The organism is Lysobacter sp. H21R4, from assembly GCF_015277535.1.
Lineage (GTDB): Bacteria > Pseudomonadota > Gammaproteobacteria > Xanthomonadales > Xanthomonadaceae > Novilysobacter > Novilysobacter ciconiae.
The window spans coordinates 1,656,784-1,676,328 of record NZ_CP063772.1 but is presented as its reverse complement, the minus strand read 5'-3'; the positions used below and the strand labels follow the sequence as shown (position 1 = coordinate 1,676,328).

Sequence of the window (19,545 nt, the reverse complement as noted above, 5' to 3'; positions counted from 1 at the left end):
CGTCGTTCCCGGCATTGAAGCTGCGGGCGACCCTCAACGCGCGGATCCGCGGATTCTTCGCCGACCGTGACGTGGTCGAGGTGGAAACCCCGGTGATGTCAGTGGCCGGAAACACCGAGCCGAACATCGACTCCTTTACCACCGATTTCAGCGGCCGCAGCGACGGCGGGCCCCGCACCCGCTGGCTGCGCACCTCGCCCGAATACCCGCTCAAGCGCCTGCTCGCGGCGGGCTTTGGCGATTGCTACGAGTTGGGGCGGGTGTTCCGCAACGGCGAGGCCGGCGCGCGCCACAATCCCGAATTCACGATGCTGGAGTGGTACCGCGTGGGCTGGGATCATCGCCAGCTGGCGCAGGAAACCGCTGAGGTCATCAACCTCGGCCTGGCTCTGGTCGGCCGCCAGGTGCCGCTGGTCCAGGTGCGCTACCGCGACCTCTACCACGACCGGCTGGGCCTTGACCCGCTGACCGCCAGCGAGGAAACCCTGCGCAACGCCCTGGGCGATGTGGTCCTCGACCCGACCGGTCTGGTCCGTGATGACTGGCTGGACCTGCTGATGACCCACCGGCTGCAGCCCGGCTTCAACGACGAGACCATGCTGGCCGTGCACGACTATCCGGCCACCCAGTGCGCGCTGGCGCGGCTGCGCGATGATGGCGACGGCTCACCGCCCGTGGCGGAGCGCTTCGAGCTCTATCTGGGCCCGCTGGAGCTGGCCAACGGCTACCACGAGCTGACCGATGCAGCCGAGCAGAGCGCGCGCTTCCAGCGCGACGGCCGCATCCGCCAGACGCGTGCCGACCGGATCCCGCCGACCGACCAGCGATTGCTCGCCGCATTGGAAGCCGGATTGCCCGACTGCGCCGGCGTCGCCCTCGGCGTGGATCGGCTCATGATGGCGATGCTGCGCACCGACCGCATCGCCGATGTGATCGCCTTTGACTTTTTCCGCGCCTGATCCCGTTTCGCGCGACCTGTGGACCCTGCCGCCATGAACGACACCTTCGACTTTGACCGCTACGACCGTGTCCGCCCGATCCGCTGGGCCGGCGACGCCCTTGAATTGCTCGACCAGCGACGCTTGCCTTTCCACGTCGAGTACGTCCGCTGCGAGACCAGCGAAGACGTGTTCGACGCGATCCGCGCGCTGACCGTGCGCGGCGCGCCGGCGATCGGCATCGCCGCTGCATGGGGACTCGTCCTGGCTGCGCGTGACGTCAAGGCGGAGGACGGTGCGGCCGCGGTGCTCGCGCTGGACCCGGCCATCACCCATCTGAACGATGCCCGCCCGACGGCCGTGAACCTGGCCTGGGCGCTGGCACGCATGCGACGTGTGCTCGCGTCCGCCGGCAGTGACTGGCGCGAGGTGCTGGAGCGCGAAGCAGGCGCCATTGCCGATGAGGACCTGGCCGCCAACCGTCATATGGGGTCGCTGGGCGCGGCATTGATCGCCCCGGGCAGCGGCGTGCTGACCCACTGCAACACCGGCTCGCTCGCGACCGCGGGCTTCGGCACCGCGCTGGGCGTGATCCGTGCCGGCGTCGCCCAGCAACGCATAGCGCAGGTGTTTGCCGGTGAAACGCGGCCCTGGCTGCAGGGCGCCCGCCTGACCGCCTGGGAACTGCAGCAGGACGGCATCGCGCCGGTGCTGGTGGCCGATTCGGCAGCCGCGCACCTGATGACAACGGGCCAGGTGCAGTGGGTCATCGTCGGCGCCGACCGCATCTGCGCCAACGGCGACACCGCCAACAAGATCGGCACCTACCAGCTGGCCATCGCCGCCCGCCACCACGGCGTGAAGTTCATGGTCGCCGCACCTTCTTCGACCGTGGACATGGCGATGCCGGATGGTGCCGGGATCGATATCGAAGAGCGCGATGCCGCCGAACTGTTCCATCTGGGCGGCGTCGCCACCGCAGCGGGCGGGATCACCGCCTGGAATCCGGTGTTCGACATCACCCCGCACGGATTGATCGATGCCATCGTGACCGAGCGGGGCGTGATCATGCAGCCGGATGCGACCGCCATGCAGGCCGCTTTTGGCGCGTAAGTCCTTGTTTCTCTGGAAAAACAGCGGGGCATGAGGATGCCTTTCGTGCTATAATTCGCTGTCTTTTTCCCCGGTATTGCCGCGGATCGGATTCTCCCTTGTGCCGGCCTGTTTCCAGTGGGCCCGTCGGCGCATGTTCGCCCGCACCGCGGTAACCACCTCAGCTCAAATACGGAAACCTGATGGCCGATCTTGCCAAGGAAATCATCCCGGTAAACCTCGAAGACGAGATGCGTCGCAGCTACCTCGATTACGCCATGAGCGTGATCGTCGGCCGCGCGCTTCCCGACGTCCGCGACGGGCTCAAGCCCGTGCACCGGCGCGTGCTGTACGCGATGAGCGTGTTGGGGGCGCATTCCAACAAGCCGTACTTCAAGTCGGCGCGAATCGTCGGTGACGTGATCGGTAAATACCATCCGCATGGCGACCAGTCGGTGTACGACACGCTGGTGCGCATGGCGCAGCCGTTCTCGCTGCGATACATGCTGGTGGACGGGCAGGGCAACTTCGGCTCGGTCGATGGCGATTCCGCGGCGGCGATGCGTTACACCGAAGCGCGCATGGCCAAGATCACCCACGAGTTGATGGCGGACATCGAGAAGGAAACCGTCGACTTCCAGCCCAACTACGATGAGAAGGAGTTCGAGCCCACGGTGATGCCCACGCGCATCCCGAACCTCCTGATCAACGGCTCGGCCGGTATCGCGGTCGGCATGGCAACCAACATCCCGCCGCACAACCTCAGCGAGATCATCGACGCGACGATCGCGTTGATCGACGATCCGGACATCGACGTCGATGGCCTGATGGTGCACGTGCCCGGGCCGGACTTCCCGACCGCCGGCATCATCAACGGCACCTCGGGCATCATCAACGCCTACCACACCGGTCGCGGCCGGGTGCGCATGCGCGCGCGGGCCGAGATCGAGGTGGCCGACAACGGCCGCGAGGCGATCGCGGTCAGCGAGATCCCCTACCAGGTCAACAAGGCGCGCCTGATCGAGAAGATCGCCGAGCTGGTCAAGGAAAAGAAACTCGAAGGCATCAGCGAACTGCGCGACGAGTCCGACAAGGACGGCATGCGTATCTACATCGAGGTCAAGCGCGGCGATTCGGCCGACGTGGTGCTGAACAACCTGTACCAGCAGACCCAGATGGAGTCGTCCTTCAGCTTCAACATGGTCGCGCTGGTTGATGGCCGCCCGCAGCTGCTGAACCTCAAGCAGATCCTGCAGGCCTTCGTGCGCCATCGCCGCGAGGTGGTCACCCGCCGGACGATCTTCGACCTGCGCAAGGCGCGTGCGCGCGCCCACGTGCTGGAAGGGCTGACCGTCGCGCTGGCTAACATCGACGAGATGATCGAGCTGATCAAGACCTCGGCCAATCCCAACGAGGCGCGCGAGCGCATGCTGGCCAAGACCTGGGAGCCCGGGCTGGTCGGTGCGCTGCTGTCGGCGGCCGGCGCGGAGGCCTCGCAGCCCGAGGACCTGCCGCGCGGCGTGGGCCTGGTCACCGGCGCCAACGACAGCAGGTTCTACCAGCTGACCGAGATCCAGGCCCAGCAGATCCTGGAGATGCGCCTGCACCGCCTGACCGGGTTGGAGCAGGAGAAGCTGACCGAGGAATACAAGCTGTTGCTGGACACCATCCGCGGCCTGATCGAGATCCTCGAGGATCCGAACGTGCTGCTGCGGGTGATCCGCGAGGAGCTGGAGAACGTCAAGGCGGAGTTCGGCGACGAGCGCCGCAGCGAGATCCGCGAGAGCGAGGAAGACCTCGACATCCTCGACCTGATCGCGCCCGAAGACGTGGTGGTGACGCTGTCCCATTCCGGTTACGCCAAGCGCCAGCCGGTCAGCAGCTACCGGGCGCAGAAGCGCGGCGGTCGCGGGCGCAACGCGGCGACCACCAAGGACGAGGACTTCATCGACAGCCTGTGGCTGGTCAATACCCACGACACCCTGCTGACCTTCACCAGCGCAGGCCGGGTGTTCTGGCTGCCGGTGTACCAGTTGCCCGATGCCGGCCCGAACGCGCGTGGACGTCCGATCATCAACTGGATTCCGCTGGAAGCCGGCGAGCAGGTGCAGGCCGTGGTGCCGGTGCGTGACTACGACGGTGACCGCCACGTCTTCTTCGCGACCCGCAACGGCGTGGTCAAGAAGACGCCGTTGAGCGAGTACGCCTACCGCCTGCAGCGCGGCAAGATCGCGATCAACCTGGATGAGGGCGATGCGCTGATCGGCGTCGAGCTCTCCGACGGGCATTCGGACATCATGCTGTTCTCCAGCGAGGGCAAGGCAGTACGGTTCTCCGGCGAGACCGTGCGCTCGATGGGCCGTACCGCCCGCGGCGTGCGCGGCATGCGCCTGGGCGCGGACGGCAAGGTGGTCAGCCTGATCGTGGTGCAGGGCGACGGCGATATCCTTACCGCCAGCGAGCGCGGCTATGGCAAGCGCACGCCGGTCGACGAGTACCCGTGCAAGGGCCGTGGCACGCAGGGCGTGATCGCGCTGAAGACCAGCGACCGCAACGGCCTGCTGGTCGGCGCGATCCAGCTCAGCGACAACCACGAGGTGCTGTTGATCTCCGACGGTGGCACGCTGGTGCGTACACGCGCCTCGGAGATCTCCCAGGTCAGCCGCAACACCCAGGGCGTTACCCTGATGCGCTTGGCGGCCGATGAGACGCTGCAGGCGGTGGAGCGCCTGGATGCATCGCTGGACGACGAGCTCCTGGACGACGACATCGACCCGGAGATCGACACCACCGCGGGCACCGTGGCCGGGCTCACGCACGACGGCGGGACGGCCAGCGACGCGCCCACAGGCGAATCACCGGCCTGATGCGCGGCCTGAGCCATCGACGCCGTCCAGAGCTCTGGGTCGGCAAGCGGATGGCCTGAAGCAGGAACGCCGCCTTATCGGGGCGGCGTTCCTGTATGCGGCTGATGAGGACGGGTCAGCGACCGGTCCAGCCGTCCAGCATGTCCGACAACTCGTCGGCATGCTCCTCTTCCTGCGCGAGGATGGACTCGAGGATGCGCTTGGTGGTCGTGTCCTTGTCGCCGATGTAGTTGATCATCTGGCGGTAGCTGTCGATCGCGATGCGCTCGGCGACCAGGTCTTCCTTGACCATGTCACGCAGGTCGGTGCCCTCCACGTACTCCGCGTGCGCACGCTTGCTGAGGATATCCGGGTTGAAGTCGGGCTCACCGCCCAGTTGCACGATGCGCTCGGCGAGCATGTCGCCATGCGCTTCCTCTTCGCGTGCATGCTCGAGGAATTCGGCCTTGATGGAATCCGCCATCAGGCCGCTGGCCATGAAGTAATGACGTTTGTAGCGCAGTACGCACACCAGTTCGGTGGCCAGCGCCTCGTTGAGCAGGCGGATCACGACTTCGCGGTCGGCGGTGTAGCTGTCAGTGATGGCGCCTTTTTCGATGTGCTGGCGCGCGCGTTCGCGGATGGTCGCAAGATCGGTGGCAAACGGCGAGGCACTGGCGTCCGGGCCGGCGCTGGAGTCAGGGGGCGTGTTCATGGGGTTCTCCGGGCAAGTGTTGGAGCGGGCAGGGTGGAGGGTCAGGAAATCTGCGACAGCATGTGTTCGGCCGACGACACGCGGAACTCGCCGGGCGCCTCGACATTGAGCTGTTTCACCACGCCCTGCTCGGCATAGATCGCGAAACGCTTGGCGCGCACGCCCATGCCATAGGCGCTTGCGTCCAGTTCCAGCCCCAGCGCGCGGGCAAAGTCGGCGTTGCCGTCCGAGAGCATCATCAAGCCGTCCGGCACGTTCTGGCTCTGGCCCCACGCCTGCATCACGAACGGATCGTTGACCGCGACGCACGCGACCTCGATCCCCTTGTCGTGGAACTGCTGGTAGTGCTCGATGAACCCGGGCAGGTGCTTTTCCGAGCAGGTCGGGGTAAAGGCGCCGGGCACGGCGAAAATCACCACCTTGGTATCTCCGAACAAGGTCTTGGTGTCCACGCTCTCGACACCGTCGCCGATGCGCTGCAGTACCACTTCGGGAAGGCGATCGCCTACCTGGATGCTCATGCGTTTCTCCTGAATGAGGCGCCAGTCTAGGCGCGCTGTTCTAAAAACCACGTCAACGGTGTCGGCGTGACAGGTTGCCGGGCCGGTGGAGAAAGCGGACGGCGGAGCTTGAACCGGCGCGATGTGGCAACCATATCGACCGCGAGGCGTGATCCGGCGCCGCGCAACGAATATCCTGTGTGGCGCCGTCATGCCGCGTCATGGTCGGCACCGCCACCATCCCTGCGCTGCACCGCAACGGTGCAGGCACTGGAGTTACGAATGCATTTCAAGGATTACTACGACACCCTCGGCGTGGAACCCAGCGCCGGCGAAGCGGAGATCAAGACCGCGTACCGCCGCCTGGCACGCAAATACCATCCGGACGTCAGCAAGGAATCCAACGCCGAGGAGAAGTTCAAGGCGGTCAACGAGGCCTACGAAGCGCTGCGGGATCCGCAGAAGCGGGCGGCGTATGATCAGCTGCGCTCGCGCGGCTATCGGCCGGGCGATGAGGTCCGGGCACCTCCGGGCGGCTTCGATTTTGGCGGCGGCCAGGGCGGTCCCGACTTCGAGGAAGTGTTTGCCGGCGGCGGCGCGGGCGGCGGCTTCAGCGACTTCTTCGAGACCCTGTTCCGGCGCGGCCAGGCCGGCCACGGCGACCCGTTCGGGGCGCAGCGTGGTCGACCGGGCGCCGGTCCGCACCGCACGCCCGACACGCGGGCGAAACTGTCCGTGTCGCTGGAGACCGTATACGCCGGTGACACCGTGCGCGTCAGCGTGCATGGCAAGACCCTGGACGTGAAGATTCCCAAGGGCATTGGTCCAGGACAGGTCATCCGGCTCGCCGGCCAGGGCGCGAACGGCGGTGCCCTGCTGTTGGAGATCGAGTACTCCGCCCATCCGCAGTTCGAGGTTGACGGACGCAACATCATCCACGTGCTGCCGATTGCGCCCTGGGAAGCGGCGCTGGGAGCGACGGTCAGCGTGCCGACGCTGGGCGGGGCGGTGGAGTTGAAGATCCCGGCGAAGTCAGAGGCGGGCGCAAAATTGCGTCTTCGCGGTCGGGGCTTGCCGGCGGCAGCCGGCGCCGGCGATCAGATCGTCGAGCTGGAGGTGCTGGCTCCGGCGGCGAAGACGAAGCAGCAGGAAGCGGCCTACGTGGCGATGCGCGAGGCTTTCGGCAACGACTGGCGCCGGGCCTGACCGGCGCGGCTGCACTCAGGCCGGCAGCAACTGCTCCAGCACCTCGCCAAGCTGCGCTTCGTTGAAGGGCTTGGTGATGTAGGCGCGGGCGCCCTGGCGCATGCCCCAGACCCGGTCGGTTTCCTGGTCCTTGGTAGTCACCAGGACCACCGGGATATGCCTGGTGGTGGCGTCGCGGCAGATCGAGCGGGTGGCCTGGAAGCCATTGAGGTTGGGCATCACCACATCCATCAGCACCAGGTCGGGCAGCTCCCGGCGCGCCACCTCCACGCCCGCGGCGCCGTCCTCCGCGACCAGGGTGTCGTGCCCGAGCTTCTCGACGATGCGCTGGATACCCATCAACTGCGACGGTGAGTCGTCGACGATCAGAATGCGAGCCATGACTTTCCCCAAAGTGACTGCCGGATTGTAGCGGCGTCCGGTCGGAGCGCCAAACAATTCGGATCCGGACCAGTGTGTCAGATCCGGACCAGCGTGCGGCCCAGCGACCCGCCGGCCAGCATGATGTCAAACACCTCGGGAAGTTCGGCAAGGGTCGCTTCGCGGGTGCAGATGATGTCCAGGTGCGCCGGCTTCCAGTCGCTGGCCAGGTGCTGCCAGACCGCTTCGCGCACATCGCGGGCGGTGCCTGCCGAGGCGACCCCCAAAAGCGAGACACCGCGGATGATGAACGGCATGACGGTGGCGTCCAGCTCGGCGGACGCGGCCAGGCCGGCGCTGGCGACGTTGCCGTAGGGCGCGCACTGGGCGAGCAGGCTGGTGAGCATCGGTCCGCCGACGTTGTCGAGGCCGCCGCCAAAGCGCGCCGATTCCATCGCCCGGCCGGGTGCCAGGGCGTCGCGGCCGAGCACTTCGGTGGCGCCAAGCCCCTTGAGGTAGGCGTGCTGGTCCTGCTTGCCGCTGATGGCGTGCACCTCGAAGCCGGCGCGGGTGAAGATGTCGATCGCGAGCGAGCCCACGCCGCCGCTGGCGCCGGTGACGGCAAGCGGGCCCATGTCGGGCTTCTGGCGGTTTTCCACCATCCGGAACAGCGCCAGCGCGGCGGTGAAGCCGGCGGTGCCGATGATCATGCTTTCGCGCAGCTCAAGTCCGGCAGGCAGCGCAATCGCCCACTTCGACTCCAGGCGGGCGAACTCGGAGTACCCACCATCGCGGGTCTCGCTCAGCCCGCTGCCGGTGGCAAGCACGCGGTCGCCTTCCTTGAACGCCGGATCGGTCGAGGCCACCACATGGCCGGCCACGTCGATGCCGCCGACCAGTGGGAACCGGCGCAGGATCTTGCCCTTGCCGGTCCCGGCCAGGGCGTCCTTGTAGTTGACCGAGGAGTACGCAGCCTTGATCACCACCTCGCCGGGCGCGAGATCGTCCAACGACAGGGCTTCGATACCGCTGCGGTAGCCGTGCTCGTCGTTGTGGATGCGGAAGGCGTTGAAGCGGTCGGGAATGGCGTTGGACATGATTTCCTCTCGAAACGGTTGGAGTGCTTCTGTGGAGCCGGAGCCCGCCTCAGCGCACGATGCTGCGACGCTTCTCCTCCAGCCACTTGTCGGCATTGGCCGGGCGGTAGGCATGCATCCAGGCCAGCATCGTATCGATGTCCTCGCCGTGCCACAGGTCCAGCCGCTGCTCGGTGTTGACGAAGTGCTCGGCGACCATCCGGTCCATCATGCCGATCAACGGCTCGTAGAAGCCTTCCACGTCGAGGAATGCGCACGGCTTGTCGCCGATGCCCAGCTGGCGCCAGGTCAGCATCTCGAACATCTCGTCCAGGGTGCCGAAGCCGCCGGGCAGGGCGATGAAGCCATCCGAGAGCTCGAACATGCGCGCCTTGCGCAGGTGCATGCTCGGCACGACTTCCAGGCGCGTCAGCCCGGGATGGGCGACTTCCCAGTTGACCAGCTGCTCGGGTATCACGCCGATCACCTCGCCACCTGCCTCGAGCACCGCGTCGGCCATCACGCCCATCAGGCCGACGTTGCCGCCGCCGTAGATGACGCTGATGCCGCTTTCCGCCAGTTGCCGGCCAAGGCGGCGGGCGCGCTCGGCGTAGATCGGCCGGGAGCCGGAATGGGAGCCGCAGTAGACGCAGACCGAGTGCATGGGCATGGGCATTGCCTTGAGTTGGGATGGAGGAAACCAGAACGGCGCACCGTGGGTGCGCCGTCTGTGGAGATGCGATGTCCGGCGGCGGTGCCGCCGGTCGCCGCGGCTCAGTTCGCCTTGTGGATGGCCCGCTTGTCGACGGCCAGCGCCGCTTCGTGGACTACTTCCGACAGGGCCGGGTGGGCGAAGCAGATGCGCGCCAGATCGTCCGCGGCACCCTGGAACTCCATGGTGATCACGCCGCTGTGGACCAGCTCGGACACGTTGGGGCCGCACAGGTGGACGCCCAGCACGCGGTCGGTCTCGGCGTGCGCAATCACCTTGACCAGGCCGGCCGGCTCGTTCATCGCCACGGCGCGGCCGTTGGCGGCAAACGGGAAGCTGCCGGTCTTCACCGGAATACCCTCATCCTTGCACTGGGCTTCGGTCTTGCCGACCCAGGCAATTTCCGGCTCGGTGTAAATCGCCCACGGCACGGTATCCAGGTTGACGTGGCCGGGCAGGCCCGCAATCAGTTCCGCCACGGCAACGCCTTCCTCGGACGCCTTGTGCGCGAGCATCGGGCCGCGCACGCAGTCGCCGATCGCCCAGACGCCGTCCACGCCGGTGTGGCAATGCTCGTCCACCTCGACCTGGCCGCGCTCGTTGAGCTTGACGGCCACGCCTTCGCCGAGCAGCTTGGCGGTCGCGGCGCGGCGGCCCACGGCCACCAGCAGCTTGTCCACGACCAGGGTCTGCTCGCCCTTGGCGTCGTCATAGCTCAGGTGCACGCCGTCCTTCTTGACCTCGGCCTTGCTGACCTTAGCGCCCAGCTTGATGTCCAGGCCCTGCTTCTTGAACTCGCGCGCGGCCACCTTGCTGATGTCGGCATCGGCGGCGGCGAGGAACGTGGGAAGCGCCTCCAGGATGGTGACTTCGGCGCCCAGCCGGTTCCACACGCTGCCCAGCTCCAGGCCGATCACGCCGGCACCGATGACGCCGAGGCGCTTGGGCACCGCGTCGAAATCCAGGCCACCGACGTTGTCGACGATGCGGTCACCGTCGAATTTGGCGAACGGCAGCTCGATGGAATCCGAGCCCGTCGCGATGATGACGTTGGCCGCCTTCAGCTCGACCTCGCTGCCGTCGTGCTGCCTGACCTTGACCAGGTTGTCCTTGTGCAGGGTGCCGAACCCGTAGAACGGGGTGACCTTGTTGGCCTTGAACAGCATCGTGATGCCGCCGGTGAACTGGCTGACGATCTTGTCCTTGCGGCCGACCATCACGCCCACGTCCATCTTCGGCTTCTCCGCCGAGATGCCGTGGTCGGCGAAGCCGTGCAGCAGGTTGTGGAACTGGCGCGAGCTGTCCAGCAGCGCCTTGGACGGGATGCAGCCCACGCGCAGGCAGGTGCCGCCCAGCGCCGGCTTGTCGTCCTTGCCCAGTCCCGCGTCGACGCAGGCGACCTTCAGGCCCAACTGTGCGGCGCGGATGGCGGCGACGTAACCGCCGGGACCGCCACCGATCACGACGACATCGAAGTTCTGTTGTTCGCTCATCTCAAAAAGATCCTTGGCTTGGTGCGGAAGGCCCCGGCGCGGCGGCGCGGGGCTCCGGGTGGGAGTGGTCCCGTGGGATCACATGCCCAGCAGCATGCGGTGCGGGTTCTCGAGCTGGTTCTTGATGTCGACCAGGAACAGCACCGCGTCCTTGCCGTCGATGATGCGGTGGTCGTAGCTCAGCGCGATGTACATCATCGGCGCGGCCACCACCTTGCCGTCCTCGACGATCGCCCGCTCCTTGATGGCGTGCATGCCCAGGATGGCGCTCTGCGGCGGGTTGATGATCGGGGTGGAGAACAGCGAGCCGAAGGTGCCGCCGTTGGTGATGGTGAACGTGCCGCCCTGCAGGTCCTCCAGCTTCAGGCCACCCTCGCGCGCGGCGACGGCGTAGTCGTTGATGGCCTGCTCCACTTCGGCAAAGCCCATCGATTCGGCGTTGCGCAGGACCGGCGTGACCAGGCCCTTGTCGGTCGACACGGCAATGGAGATGTCCGAGTAGCCGTGGTAGATGATCTCCTTGTCGTCGATCGAGGCATTCACCAGCGGGTAGCGCTGCAGCGCGTTGGCGGCGGCCTTCACGAAGAAGCTCATGAAGCCCAGCTTGATGCCGTACGCCTTCTGGAATGCCTCGCCCTGCGACTTGCGCATGGCCATGACGGCCGACATGTTGACCTCGTTGGAAGAGGTGAGCATCGCGGTGGTGTTCTTGGACTCCATCAGGCGCTCGGCGATGCGCTGGCGCATGCGGGTCATCGGCACGCGCTCTTCCGGGCGGTTGCCGCCGGCCCGGCCGACGCCGGCATTGCGGGCGTAGTTGACCAGGTCTTCCTTGGTCACCGCGCCGCGGCGGCCGGTGCCTTCCACGTTGGCCGGGTCGATGCCTTCCTTGCGGGCGGTGAAGCGCGCGCCCGGCGGCAGCTCGGCCGATCCGCCCTTGGACGGGGCAGGGATGCCCGCGGCAGCCTTCGCCTGCACCGGCTGGGCCACATCGCTGGCGGCTGCGTCGTTCTTGGCGTCGATGGCCTTGTCGGATTTCTCCGGCTTGGCTTCGGTGGCAGCCGCGCCTTCTTCGACGATTGCCAGCAGCTGCTCGCTGGTGACGGTGTCGCCGCTTTCGAACTTGATTTCCTTGAGCACGCCATCCACCGGCGAGGGAACTTCCAGGACGACCTTGTCGGTTTCGAGGTCGACCAGGTTCTCGTCACGCTTGACGGCATCGCCGGGCTTCTTGTGCCAGGTGGCGATGGTGGCGTCGGAGACGGATTCGGGCAGAACCGGAACTTTGATCTCGGTGCTCATGGGGAAAATATCCTGGGTAACTGTGGAGTGGGTCGAATGGGGTGGACTATCGGTTGTGCAATCGGAAGCGGGTGGCACGGCATGTGATGCGGTTCCGGCCCGGGTGTTCCGGGCCGGATGGGCAGCGATCACTCGTCGGCGGGCTCGCCCTGCAGCGGATTCACCAGCGCATCGGCGACCAGCTTGGCCTGCTCGATCACGTGATCGGACATGTGGCCGACCGCAGGGGACGGCGAGCTGGGGCGACCGGCGTAGTGCAGCGCATGGCGCGAGGCGACGCAGAAGTTCAGGTGGTGGCGGATCTGGTACCACGCGCCTTGGTTCTGCGGCTCTTCCTGGCACCACACCACGTCCTCGACGGAGGCGTAGCGCTCCAGTTCGGTGCGCAGCGCCTCGCGCGGGAATGGATACAGCTGCTCCACGCGGATCAGGGCGACGTCGTCGGCTTCGCGCTTGATCATGTCCTCGAGCAGGTCGTAGTAGACCTTGCCGCCGCAGACCACGACGCGCTTGACCTTCTTCGGGTCGGCCTTGGCGTCGGGGATCAGGGTCTGGAAGCTGCCGTTGGCAAGCTCGTCCAGGGTGGATACGGCGAGCTTGTGGCGCAGCAGGGACTTGGGCGTCATCACCACCAGCGGCTTGCGGGTCTGGATCAGCATCTGGCGACGGATCATGTGGTACGCCTGCGCCGGGGTGGTCGGCGTGCACACCATCATGTTGTCGAGCGCGCACAGCTGCAGGAAACGCTCCAGCCGCGCCGAGCTGTGCTCGGGACCCTGGCCCTCGTAACCGTGCGGCAGGAACAGCGCCAGACCGCACAGGCGGCCCCACTTGGCCTCACCCGAGGACAGGAACTGGTCGATCACCACCTGCGCGCCGTTGGCGAAGTCGCCGAACTGCGCTTCCCAGATCGCCAGGGTGTCCGGATCGGCCGTGGCGTGGCCGTACTCGAACGCCATCACCGCTTCCTCGCTCAGCAGCGAGTCGATGATCTCCACGTCCATCGGATCCTTGCCCAGCTCCTGCAGGGGCAGGTAGTAATCGTCGCTGGTCTGCTCGTGCAGGATCGCGTGGCGGTGGAAGAAGGTGCCGCGGCCGGAGTCCTGGCCGACCAGGCGCAGCCTGTAGCCTTCGGTGAGCAGCGTCGCGTAGGCGAGGTTTTCAGCAAAACCCCAGTCGCCGCTCTGCTCGCCGGCCGCCATCTTGCGGCGGTCCTCGTAGATCTTCTGCACGCGCGCGTGCAGCTTGACCTCGTCGGGAATCGCGTTGATGCGCTCGGCGAGGGCCTTCAGATCGGCCGCGTCGAAGCGGGTATCGACCTCGTCGGAGAGCTTGCCCTTGAGGAACTTGTTCCAGTCCACCGTGAACTCGTCGGGCTTGACCGCCACCATCTCGGTGGTGACCTCGCCCGCGTCGAGCTTGTCGCGGTAGGTATCGACGATCGCCTTGGCCTCATCGGCGCTCAGCGTGCCCTCGGCGATCAGGCGGTCCGCGTACAGCTCGCGCGGGGTCTTGTGCTTGCGGATGGTCTGGTACATCAGCGGCTGGGTCGCCGCCGGCTCGTCGGCCTCGTTGTGGCCGTGGCGGCGGTAGCAGACCAGGTCGATGACCACGTCCTTGGCGAAGGTGTTGCGGAAGTCCAGGGCCAGCTCGGCGCAGAACGCCACCGCTTCGGGATCATCGCCGTTGACGTGCAGGATCGGCGCACCGACCATCTTCGCCACGTCGGTGCAGTACAGGGTGGAACGGGCGTCCTCGCGGGCGCTGGTGGTGAAGCCGACCTGATTGTTGACCACGATGTGGACGGTGCCGCCGACGCGGAAACCGCGCGCCTGCGACATCTGGAACAGCTCCATCACCACGCCCTGGCCGGCAAACGCGGCATCGCCGTGGATCAGGATCGGCAACACCTGCTTGCGCGTGTCCTTGCCGCCGCGGCGGGTCTGGCGCGAGCGCACCGATCCTGCCACGACCGGGTTGACGATCTCCAGGTGCGACGGGTTGAACGCCAGCGCCAGGTGCACGGGGCCGCCCGGGGTGGCCACGTCGGCGCTGAAGCCCATGTGGTATTTGACGTCGCCGGCCAGGGCCAGCTCGTTGTGCTCGAACTTGCCCTCGAACTCGTCAAACAATGTGCGCGGCGACTTGCCCAAGGTGTTGACCAGCACGTTGAGGCGGCCGCGGTGGGCCATGCCGATGACCACGTCCTTGGCACCCTGCTCACCGGCGCGACGCACGGTGGTGTCCATCAGCGGGATCAGCGCATCGCCGCCTTCCAGCGAGAAGCGCTTCTGGCCGACGTAGCGCGTGTGCAGGTAGCGCTCAAGGCCTTCGGCGGCCGTCAGGCGCTCCAGGATCCGGCGCTTCTGCTCGGCGTTGCGGCCGTACTTGCCGCCGGCCTTTTCCAGGCGCTCGTAGAGCCAGCGACGCTGCGGCGCGTCGGCGATGTGCATGAACTCGGCGCCGATGGAACCGGTGTAGGTGGCCTTCAGCAGGTCGAAAAGCTTGCCCAGGTTCATCCGGTCCATGCCGGCCACGCCGCCGGTGCTGAATTCATCGCCCAGGTCGGCCTTGGACAGGCCGTGAAACTCCAGCTCCAGGTCCGGCGCCGGCGGGGCTTCCAGGAAGCCCAGCGGGTCGATGTCCGCGCCCAGGTGGCCGCGCGAGCGGTAGGCGGTGATCAGCTTGCCGACGAAGCGCTCGCGCTCATCGGCGGCGCCGTGCGCGGATTTGCCCGCATGGCGCGCCGCTTCAATGATGGTGTCGATGACAGCCGAGTGCGGCACATCGCCCGCCTCCCGGCCGTGGAAACCGTCGAAATAGGTTTTCCATTCGACCCCGACACTTTCGGGGGAGACCAGGTACTGCTCGTACAGGTCTTCGATGTAGGCGCCGCTGGAACCCAGCTGCGATGACTGCGAGAACTGCTTCAGGAGATTGGCCACGGTGGCGTCGCTAAACTCGAATAGGGGGAGTGGGTGTGCCGGTGGGGCGGAAAATGCCGGTTCAGGCACGCGAGTGTTTGAATTATAGCCTCTCGGGGACTCACGGGCGGGCACCAGGCGGGCGCGGACGGCGATATCGCGACAGCCCCGGGGGCCGGGGTTCATCCCTGTTCAGTTTCGCCGGACGACTCAGATGCTCAGTGCGCGGTACTCGCTGCAGGGCCGGGCGCGTTCCCAGACGGGGCTGAACAGGTTGAGCAGATGTCGCGCGCGGGAGCGATCGTCCAGCCGCGTGTCGCCTTCCATGCGCGATGCGATGGGACGAAAGTAGTAGCCGCCGCCGTCGTTGCAGGTGTAGGCGGATGCGTAGGAACGGTCGAAGGGCTCCTCCACCGCGCGAAACGCGATCGTGCTGGGCAGCCGCTGGTGCAGGGCGATGAGCGGGCTCTGATGACGCTGGGGCGCCGCCGCATCGTGCAGCAGGATCCGGATCTCGCCCTTGTCGATCGCAAACCCCCGCAGGGCGGTGATGATCTCCGGGGCGTCCAGCACGCCGGGGTCCAGCTCCGGGCTGTAGATGAGTAGGAGTCGTCTCGCACTGGCGATGACACCCAGGGTGGCGGCGATCGCGCCCGAGCGGTCGCCCACCGGATTGGTGGCGCCTGGATGCAGCACCATCATCTGGTGGTCGATGCCGGCCTCGTCGAAGCGTGGGCCGACCGGCAGGAAGCCGTGGCGCGCATAGAAGGGGATGGCATGCACCTGTGCGTGCAGCGAGAGCTTGTCCCAGCCCAGCTCGACGGCGCGCGCAAGCAGCGTGCGCAGCATCGCGTCACCCACGCCGCGGCCGCGCCACGGGGAGAGCACCGCCATCCGGCCGATGTGCCGCTCGGGTGTCAGACGTGCCGTACCGATCGGGGTGCCATCGGGATCACGCGCGATCACGTGGTGCGAGGCGGGATCCAGCTCATCCCACTCGAGCTCGAGCGGTACGCCTTGCTCCTGCACGAACACCGCTTCGCGCACGGCACGCAGATCGCTCAGGCCGGACTCGTATCCGATCGCCTCGACCTTGAAATCGGACGCGGTCCTGCTCATTCGTCATCTTCCTCCGTGACCAGGTGGTAGTGGCCGGCGTCCATCAGTTCGATCAGGCAATCCCGGCCTTGCTCGCCCAGCGAGGCGTAATCGCTGCCGTTGATGACGTCGGCGTTCGCCAGCAGTGTCGCGTCCTGGATCGGCAGCGGGTGGCTCTCGCCGTTGGCGTGCAGCACCGCCGCCGGGCCGGCGCGTCGCCAGGCCATCCGCGCGTAGGGATGGCGCTGCAGACGACCGCCGTGCTGCAGGTCCCACTCGATCTCGATGCGCGAGCGCGGCTGTTCGCCTTCTTCCAGCTGCGGCGGGATCACCTCGACCGCGTTGCGGTAGCGGGTGATGAAATTGCCGAACCACTCGGCGAGTCGTTCGGGACGGTCACCGCGCAGCGCATCCAGGGCGCGGACGACGCGCGCCATCGCCGCCGCGTCGATCTCGCCGGGATCGGCGGCAGGCGCCAGGTCGGGATCGTGGTAGCGCAGCGCGTCGTCCGCCTCCGCGGTCAGCGTGTCGATCAGGTCGCCCAGCAATTCGGCCGAGGAGGGCGCGCGCATGCCGAAGGAGAACGTCAGGCAGGCATCCTCGGCGACGCCGTGATGGGGCACGCCGGGCGGCAGGTAGAGCATATCCCCCGGTCCCAGCACCCAGTCGTGGCTGGGATCGAACTCACGCAGCAGGCGCAACTCGACATCATCGCGGTAGGCCAGCGGAGGATTGTCGCGCGCGTCGATCTGCCAGCGCCGATGGCCGACCGCCTGCAGCAGGAACACGTCGTACTGGTCGACGTGGGCCCCGACCGAGCCGCCGGGCGCGGCGAAGGACACCATCACGTCGTCGATCCGCCAGCGCGGCAGGAACGCGAAATGGCGGATGAGCGCGGCGACATCGACATCCCACTTGTCGACGTCCTGCACCAGCAAGGTCCAGTCCGCGCCGGGCAGCGAGGAGAACATCTCCTCGGGGAACGGGCCGTGGCTGACGCTCCAGCTGTCGTCGTTGCGATCGTGGCGTATCAACCGCGACAGCGCTCCCTCCTCGCAGGCCAGGCCGGCCAGGTCGTCCGGATCCATCGGCGATTGCAGGTCGGGGAAGGCGTTGCGGATCAGCAGCGGTTTTTTCTGCCAGTAGTCGCGCAGGAAATCCGCCGGTGACATGCCCAGTGGCGGCTTCGTACTCGCGTCGACTTCGATCGGCGGCTGCGCGAGCCGTTCGTTGATGGGGTGGTGCTCTTCCATCAAAGCAGCCTGTTTCCCCGGCCGGTGTCATCCAATGCCGGATCGTTGTCGGTATTGACGGTGTTGTCGTTGCCGCTGAATCCGAGTGTCTGGATGTCCTTGGCAAGCACGAGGTTGCGGTCGCCATCCACCTTCACCGGCCCGGCAATCGTGAGGTTCAGGGTTGTGTCGTCACCGGTGACGACCACCTCGCCGACCTGTTCGTTGAGCACCGTGACGTTGTTGCCCTCCACCCGCAGCGACCGGGCCCCGTCAAGGTTGAGTACTCCGTTGGATCCACTGATGACCACGTTTCCGCACTCTCCCTGGATCACCATTGAGAAGTCATCGCGGGATATGCGCAGGTCGTTGCCGGCGCAGTTCCCACCGCTTGCCGGATCGGTCAGTACGCCGGATGGCAGGGCTGCGGTCGTCGCGGACGAATCCGCATCGTGGCCGCCCCCGCAGGAAACGAGGAGTGCCATGCACGCGCCGATGCCCAAGCCCTGAAGCATACGCGCTGATGTGAGAGGGGCCTTCGTCATTGTCCATTCCCTCATTGAAGTGGTCAGATTCGCGAGGCGAGCATTTGCGCCATTCCGGTATAGCGTCCGGGCGTCAGAGCAAGCAACTGCTGCCTGTCACCGTCGGGTAAATCCAGAGATGCGATGAACTCGCGCATCGAGGTCTCGTTGATGCCGTGGCCACGCGTCAGCGCCTTCAGCTGCTCGTACGGATTGGGCAGGCCATGGCGACGCATCACGGTTTGCACCGCCTCGGCGAGCACTTCCCAGGACGCGTCCAGGTCGGCGGCCAGGCGCTCTTCGTTGGCGGAGAGCTTGCCCAGTCCGCGCATCAAGGCATCCAGGCCGATCAGCGCATGACCGAACGCGGTACCCAGCGCGCGCAGCACAGTGGAGTCCGTCAGGTCGCGCTGCCAGCGGCTGATCGGAAGCTTGATGGCGAAGTGTTCAAACAGCGCGTTGGCGATGCCGAAATTGCCCTCGGCGTTCTCGAAGTCGATCGGGTTGACCTTGTGCGGCATGGTCGAGCTGCCGACTTCGCCGGCCTTGACCGACTGCTTGAAGTAGCCCAGCGAGATGTAGCCCCAGATGTCGCGGCACAGGTCAATGGCAATGGTGTCGATGCGCTTCTGCGCGTCGCACAGCTCGGCGATGCCGTCGTGCGGCTCGATCTGGGTGGTGTAGGGCTGCCAGGCCAGGCCGAGCGAGGTGACGAACTTCTCCGAGAACGCCGGCCAGTCGATATCCGGGTAGGCGGCGAGGTGAGCGTTGTAGTTGCCCACCGCCCCATTGATCTTGCCCGGCGTGGGCGCATCCACCAGGGTTTGGCGCTGGCGCTGCAGGCGGGCGACCACGTTGGCGATTTCCTTGCCGACCGTGGTCGGCGAGGCGGTCTGCCCGTGGGTGCGCGAGAGCATCGGCAGCGCGGCGTACCGGTGCGCCATGGCTCGCAGTTGCTCGATCAGCTCGTCCAGCCGCGGCACCATCACGGTGTTGCGCGCCTCGTTGAGCATCAGCGAGTAGCTCAGGTTGTTGATGTCCTCGGAGGTGCAGGCGAAGTGCACGAATTCCAGCGCCGGGCCGAGCTCGGCGTCGTCGGTGAGGCGCTCCTTGATCAGGTATTCCACCGCCTTGACGTCGTGGTTGGTGGTGCGCTCGATCTCCTTGACCCGCGCTGCATCCGCCACCGACAGGCCGTCGGCCAGTTGGCGCAGGCGCGCGGTGGCGGCGGCCGAGAACGGCGCCAGTTCCTCGATCGCCGGCTCGTTGGCCAGCGCCAGCAGCCACTCGACCTCGACCCTGACCCGGGCCTTGATCAGCCCGAACTCGGAGAATATCAGTCGCAGCGCGTCGACCTTGCCGGCGTAGCGGCCATCGAGCGGAGACAGGGCGAGCAACCGGGATTCGTCGTTGGCGGGCATGGCAGGCGAGGTTGGCAGGGGGCTGGGCATTCTAGCGCGAGCCCGCCGCGCCGGCGGCGGCCGCGGCGTATCCTCAGGCGATTGCCACCATTACGCAGGAGCACGC

Annotated in this window: 16 protein-coding genes; 4 read left to right on the top strand and 12 right to left on the bottom strand. The window is 66.7% G+C overall.

Translation table 11 applies throughout. The annotated features are described in order from the left end of the window. Positions 1–14: 14 nt before the first annotated feature. The 3 genes from epmA (at position 15) to gyrA (ending at position 4,897) form a co-directional block, all read left to right on the top strand. Positions 15–959 (top strand): EF-P lysine aminoacylase EpmA, encoded by a 945-nt coding sequence (gene epmA / locus INQ40_RS07595; protein ID WP_255524312.1) that lies wholly within the window; start codon positions 15–17, stop codon positions 957–959. Positions 960–992: 33 nt separating this feature from the next. Continuing rightward, positions 993–2,051, top strand: a complete 1,059-nt coding sequence (gene mtnA, locus INQ40_RS07590; RefSeq protein ID WP_194339953.1) for an S-methyl-5-thioribose-1-phosphate isomerase — start codon at positions 993–995, stop codon at positions 2,049–2,051. Positions 2,052–2,233: 182 nt separating this feature from the next. Beyond that, complete coding sequence (gene gyrA, locus INQ40_RS07585) at positions 2,234–4,897, top strand: DNA gyrase subunit A (protein WP_194339952.1); 2,664 nt, start codon at positions 2,234–2,236, stop codon at positions 4,895–4,897. A 115-nt stretch (positions 4,898–5,012) separates the two neighbouring features. On the opposite strand, the gene INQ40_RS07580 is transcribed toward gyrA, so the two are convergent. Together INQ40_RS07580 and INQ40_RS07575 are read right to left on the bottom strand one after the other, a co-directional pair. Beyond that, a complete protein-coding gene (locus INQ40_RS07580; protein ID WP_194339951.1) occupies positions 5,013–5,591 on the bottom strand; it encodes a ferritin-like domain-containing protein in 579 nt (192 codons plus the stop codon). 41 nt (positions 5,592–5,632) lie between these two features. After that, positions 5,633–6,112, bottom strand: coding sequence for a peroxiredoxin (locus tag INQ40_RS07575; RefSeq protein WP_193983457.1), 480 nt, complete (start codon positions 6,110–6,112; stop codon positions 5,633–5,635). Positions 6,113–6,373: 261 nt separating this feature from the next. Between INQ40_RS07575 and INQ40_RS07570 the strand changes: the two genes are divergently transcribed. Next, positions 6,374–7,297 carry a DnaJ C-terminal domain-containing protein gene (locus INQ40_RS07570; RefSeq protein WP_194339950.1) on the top strand — a complete coding sequence of 308 codons (924 nt, stop codon included), beginning with the start codon at positions 6,374–6,376 and terminating at the stop codon, positions 7,295–7,297. A gap of 15 nt (positions 7,298–7,312) precedes the next feature. Here INQ40_RS07570 and pilH read toward each other — a convergent pair whose 3' ends face one another. From pilH to purB, 10 genes are all read right to left on the bottom strand, one after another. Further along, entirely contained in the window at positions 7,313–7,678 is a 366-nt protein-coding gene (gene pilH / locus INQ40_RS07565; RefSeq protein ID WP_194339948.1) for a twitching motility response regulator PilH, read from the bottom strand. Positions 7,679–7,755: 77 nt separating this feature from the next. Beyond that, positions 7,756–8,754 carry a YhdH/YhfP family quinone oxidoreductase gene (locus INQ40_RS07560; protein WP_194339944.1) on the bottom strand — a complete coding sequence of 333 codons (999 nt, stop codon included), beginning with the start codon at positions 8,752–8,754 and terminating at the stop codon, positions 7,756–7,758. A 49-nt stretch (positions 8,755–8,803) separates the two neighbouring features. Further along, on the bottom strand, positions 8,804–9,397 hold the full coding sequence (locus INQ40_RS07555; RefSeq protein ID WP_194342475.1) for a TIGR00730 family Rossman fold protein: 594 nt from the start codon (positions 9,395–9,397) through the stop codon (positions 8,804–8,806). Positions 9,398–9,507: 110 nt separating this feature from the next. After that, on the bottom strand, positions 9,508–10,938 hold the full coding sequence (lpdA, locus tag INQ40_RS07550) for a dihydrolipoyl dehydrogenase (protein ID WP_194339943.1): 1,431 nt from the start codon (positions 10,936–10,938) through the stop codon (positions 9,508–9,510). Between the two features lie 78 nt (positions 10,939–11,016). Then, positions 11,017–12,240 carry a dihydrolipoyllysine-residue succinyltransferase gene (sucB, locus tag INQ40_RS07545; RefSeq protein WP_194339942.1) on the bottom strand — a complete coding sequence of 408 codons (1,224 nt, stop codon included), beginning with the start codon at positions 12,238–12,240 and terminating at the stop codon, positions 11,017–11,019. Between the two features lie 128 nt (positions 12,241–12,368). Beyond that, positions 12,369–15,185, bottom strand: a complete 2,817-nt coding sequence (locus INQ40_RS07540) for a 2-oxoglutarate dehydrogenase E1 component (RefSeq protein ID WP_228481957.1) — start codon at positions 15,183–15,185, stop codon at positions 12,369–12,371. Positions 15,186–15,374: 189 nt separating this feature from the next. Beyond that, positions 15,375–16,283: a GNAT family N-acetyltransferase gene (locus INQ40_RS07535; protein WP_194339940.1), complete on the bottom strand. Its 909-nt coding sequence runs from the start codon at positions 16,281–16,283 to the stop codon at positions 15,375–15,377. Next, complete coding sequence (locus INQ40_RS07530) at positions 16,280–17,434, bottom strand: cupin domain-containing protein (RefSeq protein WP_228482185.1); 1,155 nt, start codon at positions 17,432–17,434, stop codon at positions 16,280–16,282. The genes INQ40_RS07535 and INQ40_RS07530 overlap by 4 nt, the downstream gene beginning before the upstream one ends. An 80-nt stretch (positions 17,435–17,514) precedes the next feature. Then, a complete protein-coding gene (locus INQ40_RS07525) occupies positions 17,515–18,039 on the bottom strand; it encodes a DUF3060 domain-containing protein (protein ID WP_228481956.1) in 525 nt (174 codons plus the stop codon). A 23-nt stretch (positions 18,040–18,062) separates the two neighbouring features. After that, positions 18,063–19,439 (bottom strand): adenylosuccinate lyase, encoded by a 1,377-nt coding sequence (purB, locus tag INQ40_RS07520; RefSeq protein ID WP_194342473.1) that lies wholly within the window; start codon positions 19,437–19,439, stop codon positions 18,063–18,065. Between the last annotated feature and the right edge of the window lie 106 nt (positions 19,440–19,545).

Excerpts from the sequence above, each read along its gene's own strand:
- mtnA (WP_194339953.1), top strand. The coding sequence starts at position 993 with ATGAACGACACCTTCGACTTTGACCGCTACGACCGTGTCCGCCCGATC.
- gyrA (WP_194339952.1), top strand. The coding sequence starts at position 2,234 with ATGGCCGATCTTGCCAAGGAAATCATCCCGGTAAACCTCGAAGACGAG.
- INQ40_RS07580 (WP_194339951.1), bottom strand. The coding sequence starts at position 5,591 with ATGAACACGCCCCCTGACTCCAGCGCCGGCCCGGACGCCAGTGCCTCG.
- INQ40_RS07575 (WP_193983457.1), bottom strand. The coding sequence starts at position 6,112 with ATGAGCATCCAGGTAGGCGATCGCCTTCCCGAAGTGGTACTGCAGCGC.
- INQ40_RS07570 (WP_194339950.1), top strand. The coding sequence starts at position 6,374 with ATGCATTTCAAGGATTACTACGACACCCTCGGCGTGGAACCCAGCGCC.
- pilH (WP_194339948.1), bottom strand. The coding sequence starts at position 7,678 with ATGGCTCGCATTCTGATCGTCGACGACTCACCGTCGCAGTTGATGGGT.
- INQ40_RS07560 (WP_194339944.1), bottom strand. The coding sequence starts at position 8,754 with ATGTCCAACGCCATTCCCGACCGCTTCAACGCCTTCCGCATCCACAAC.
- INQ40_RS07555 (WP_194342475.1), bottom strand. The coding sequence starts at position 9,397 with ATGCACTCGGTCTGCGTCTACTGCGGCTCCCATTCCGGCTCCCGGCCG.
- lpdA (WP_194339943.1), bottom strand. The coding sequence starts at position 10,938 with ATGAGCGAACAACAGAACTTCGATGTCGTCGTGATCGGTGGCGGTCCC.
- sucB (WP_194339942.1), bottom strand. The coding sequence starts at position 12,240 with ATGAGCACCGAGATCAAAGTTCCGGTTCTGCCCGAATCCGTCTCCGAC.
- INQ40_RS07535 (WP_194339940.1), bottom strand. The coding sequence starts at position 16,283 with ATGAGCAGGACCGCGTCCGATTTCAAGGTCGAGGCGATCGGATACGAG.
- INQ40_RS07530 (WP_228482185.1), bottom strand. The coding sequence starts at position 17,434 with ATGTCACCGGCGGATTTCCTGCGCGACTACTGGCAGAAAAAACCGCTG.
- INQ40_RS07525 (WP_228481956.1), bottom strand. The coding sequence starts at position 18,039 with ATGACGAAGGCCCCTCTCACATCAGCGCGTATGCTTCAGGGCTTGGGC.
- purB (WP_194342473.1), bottom strand. The coding sequence starts at position 19,439 with ATGCCCGCCAACGACGAATCCCGGTTGCTCGCCCTGTCTCCGCTCGAT.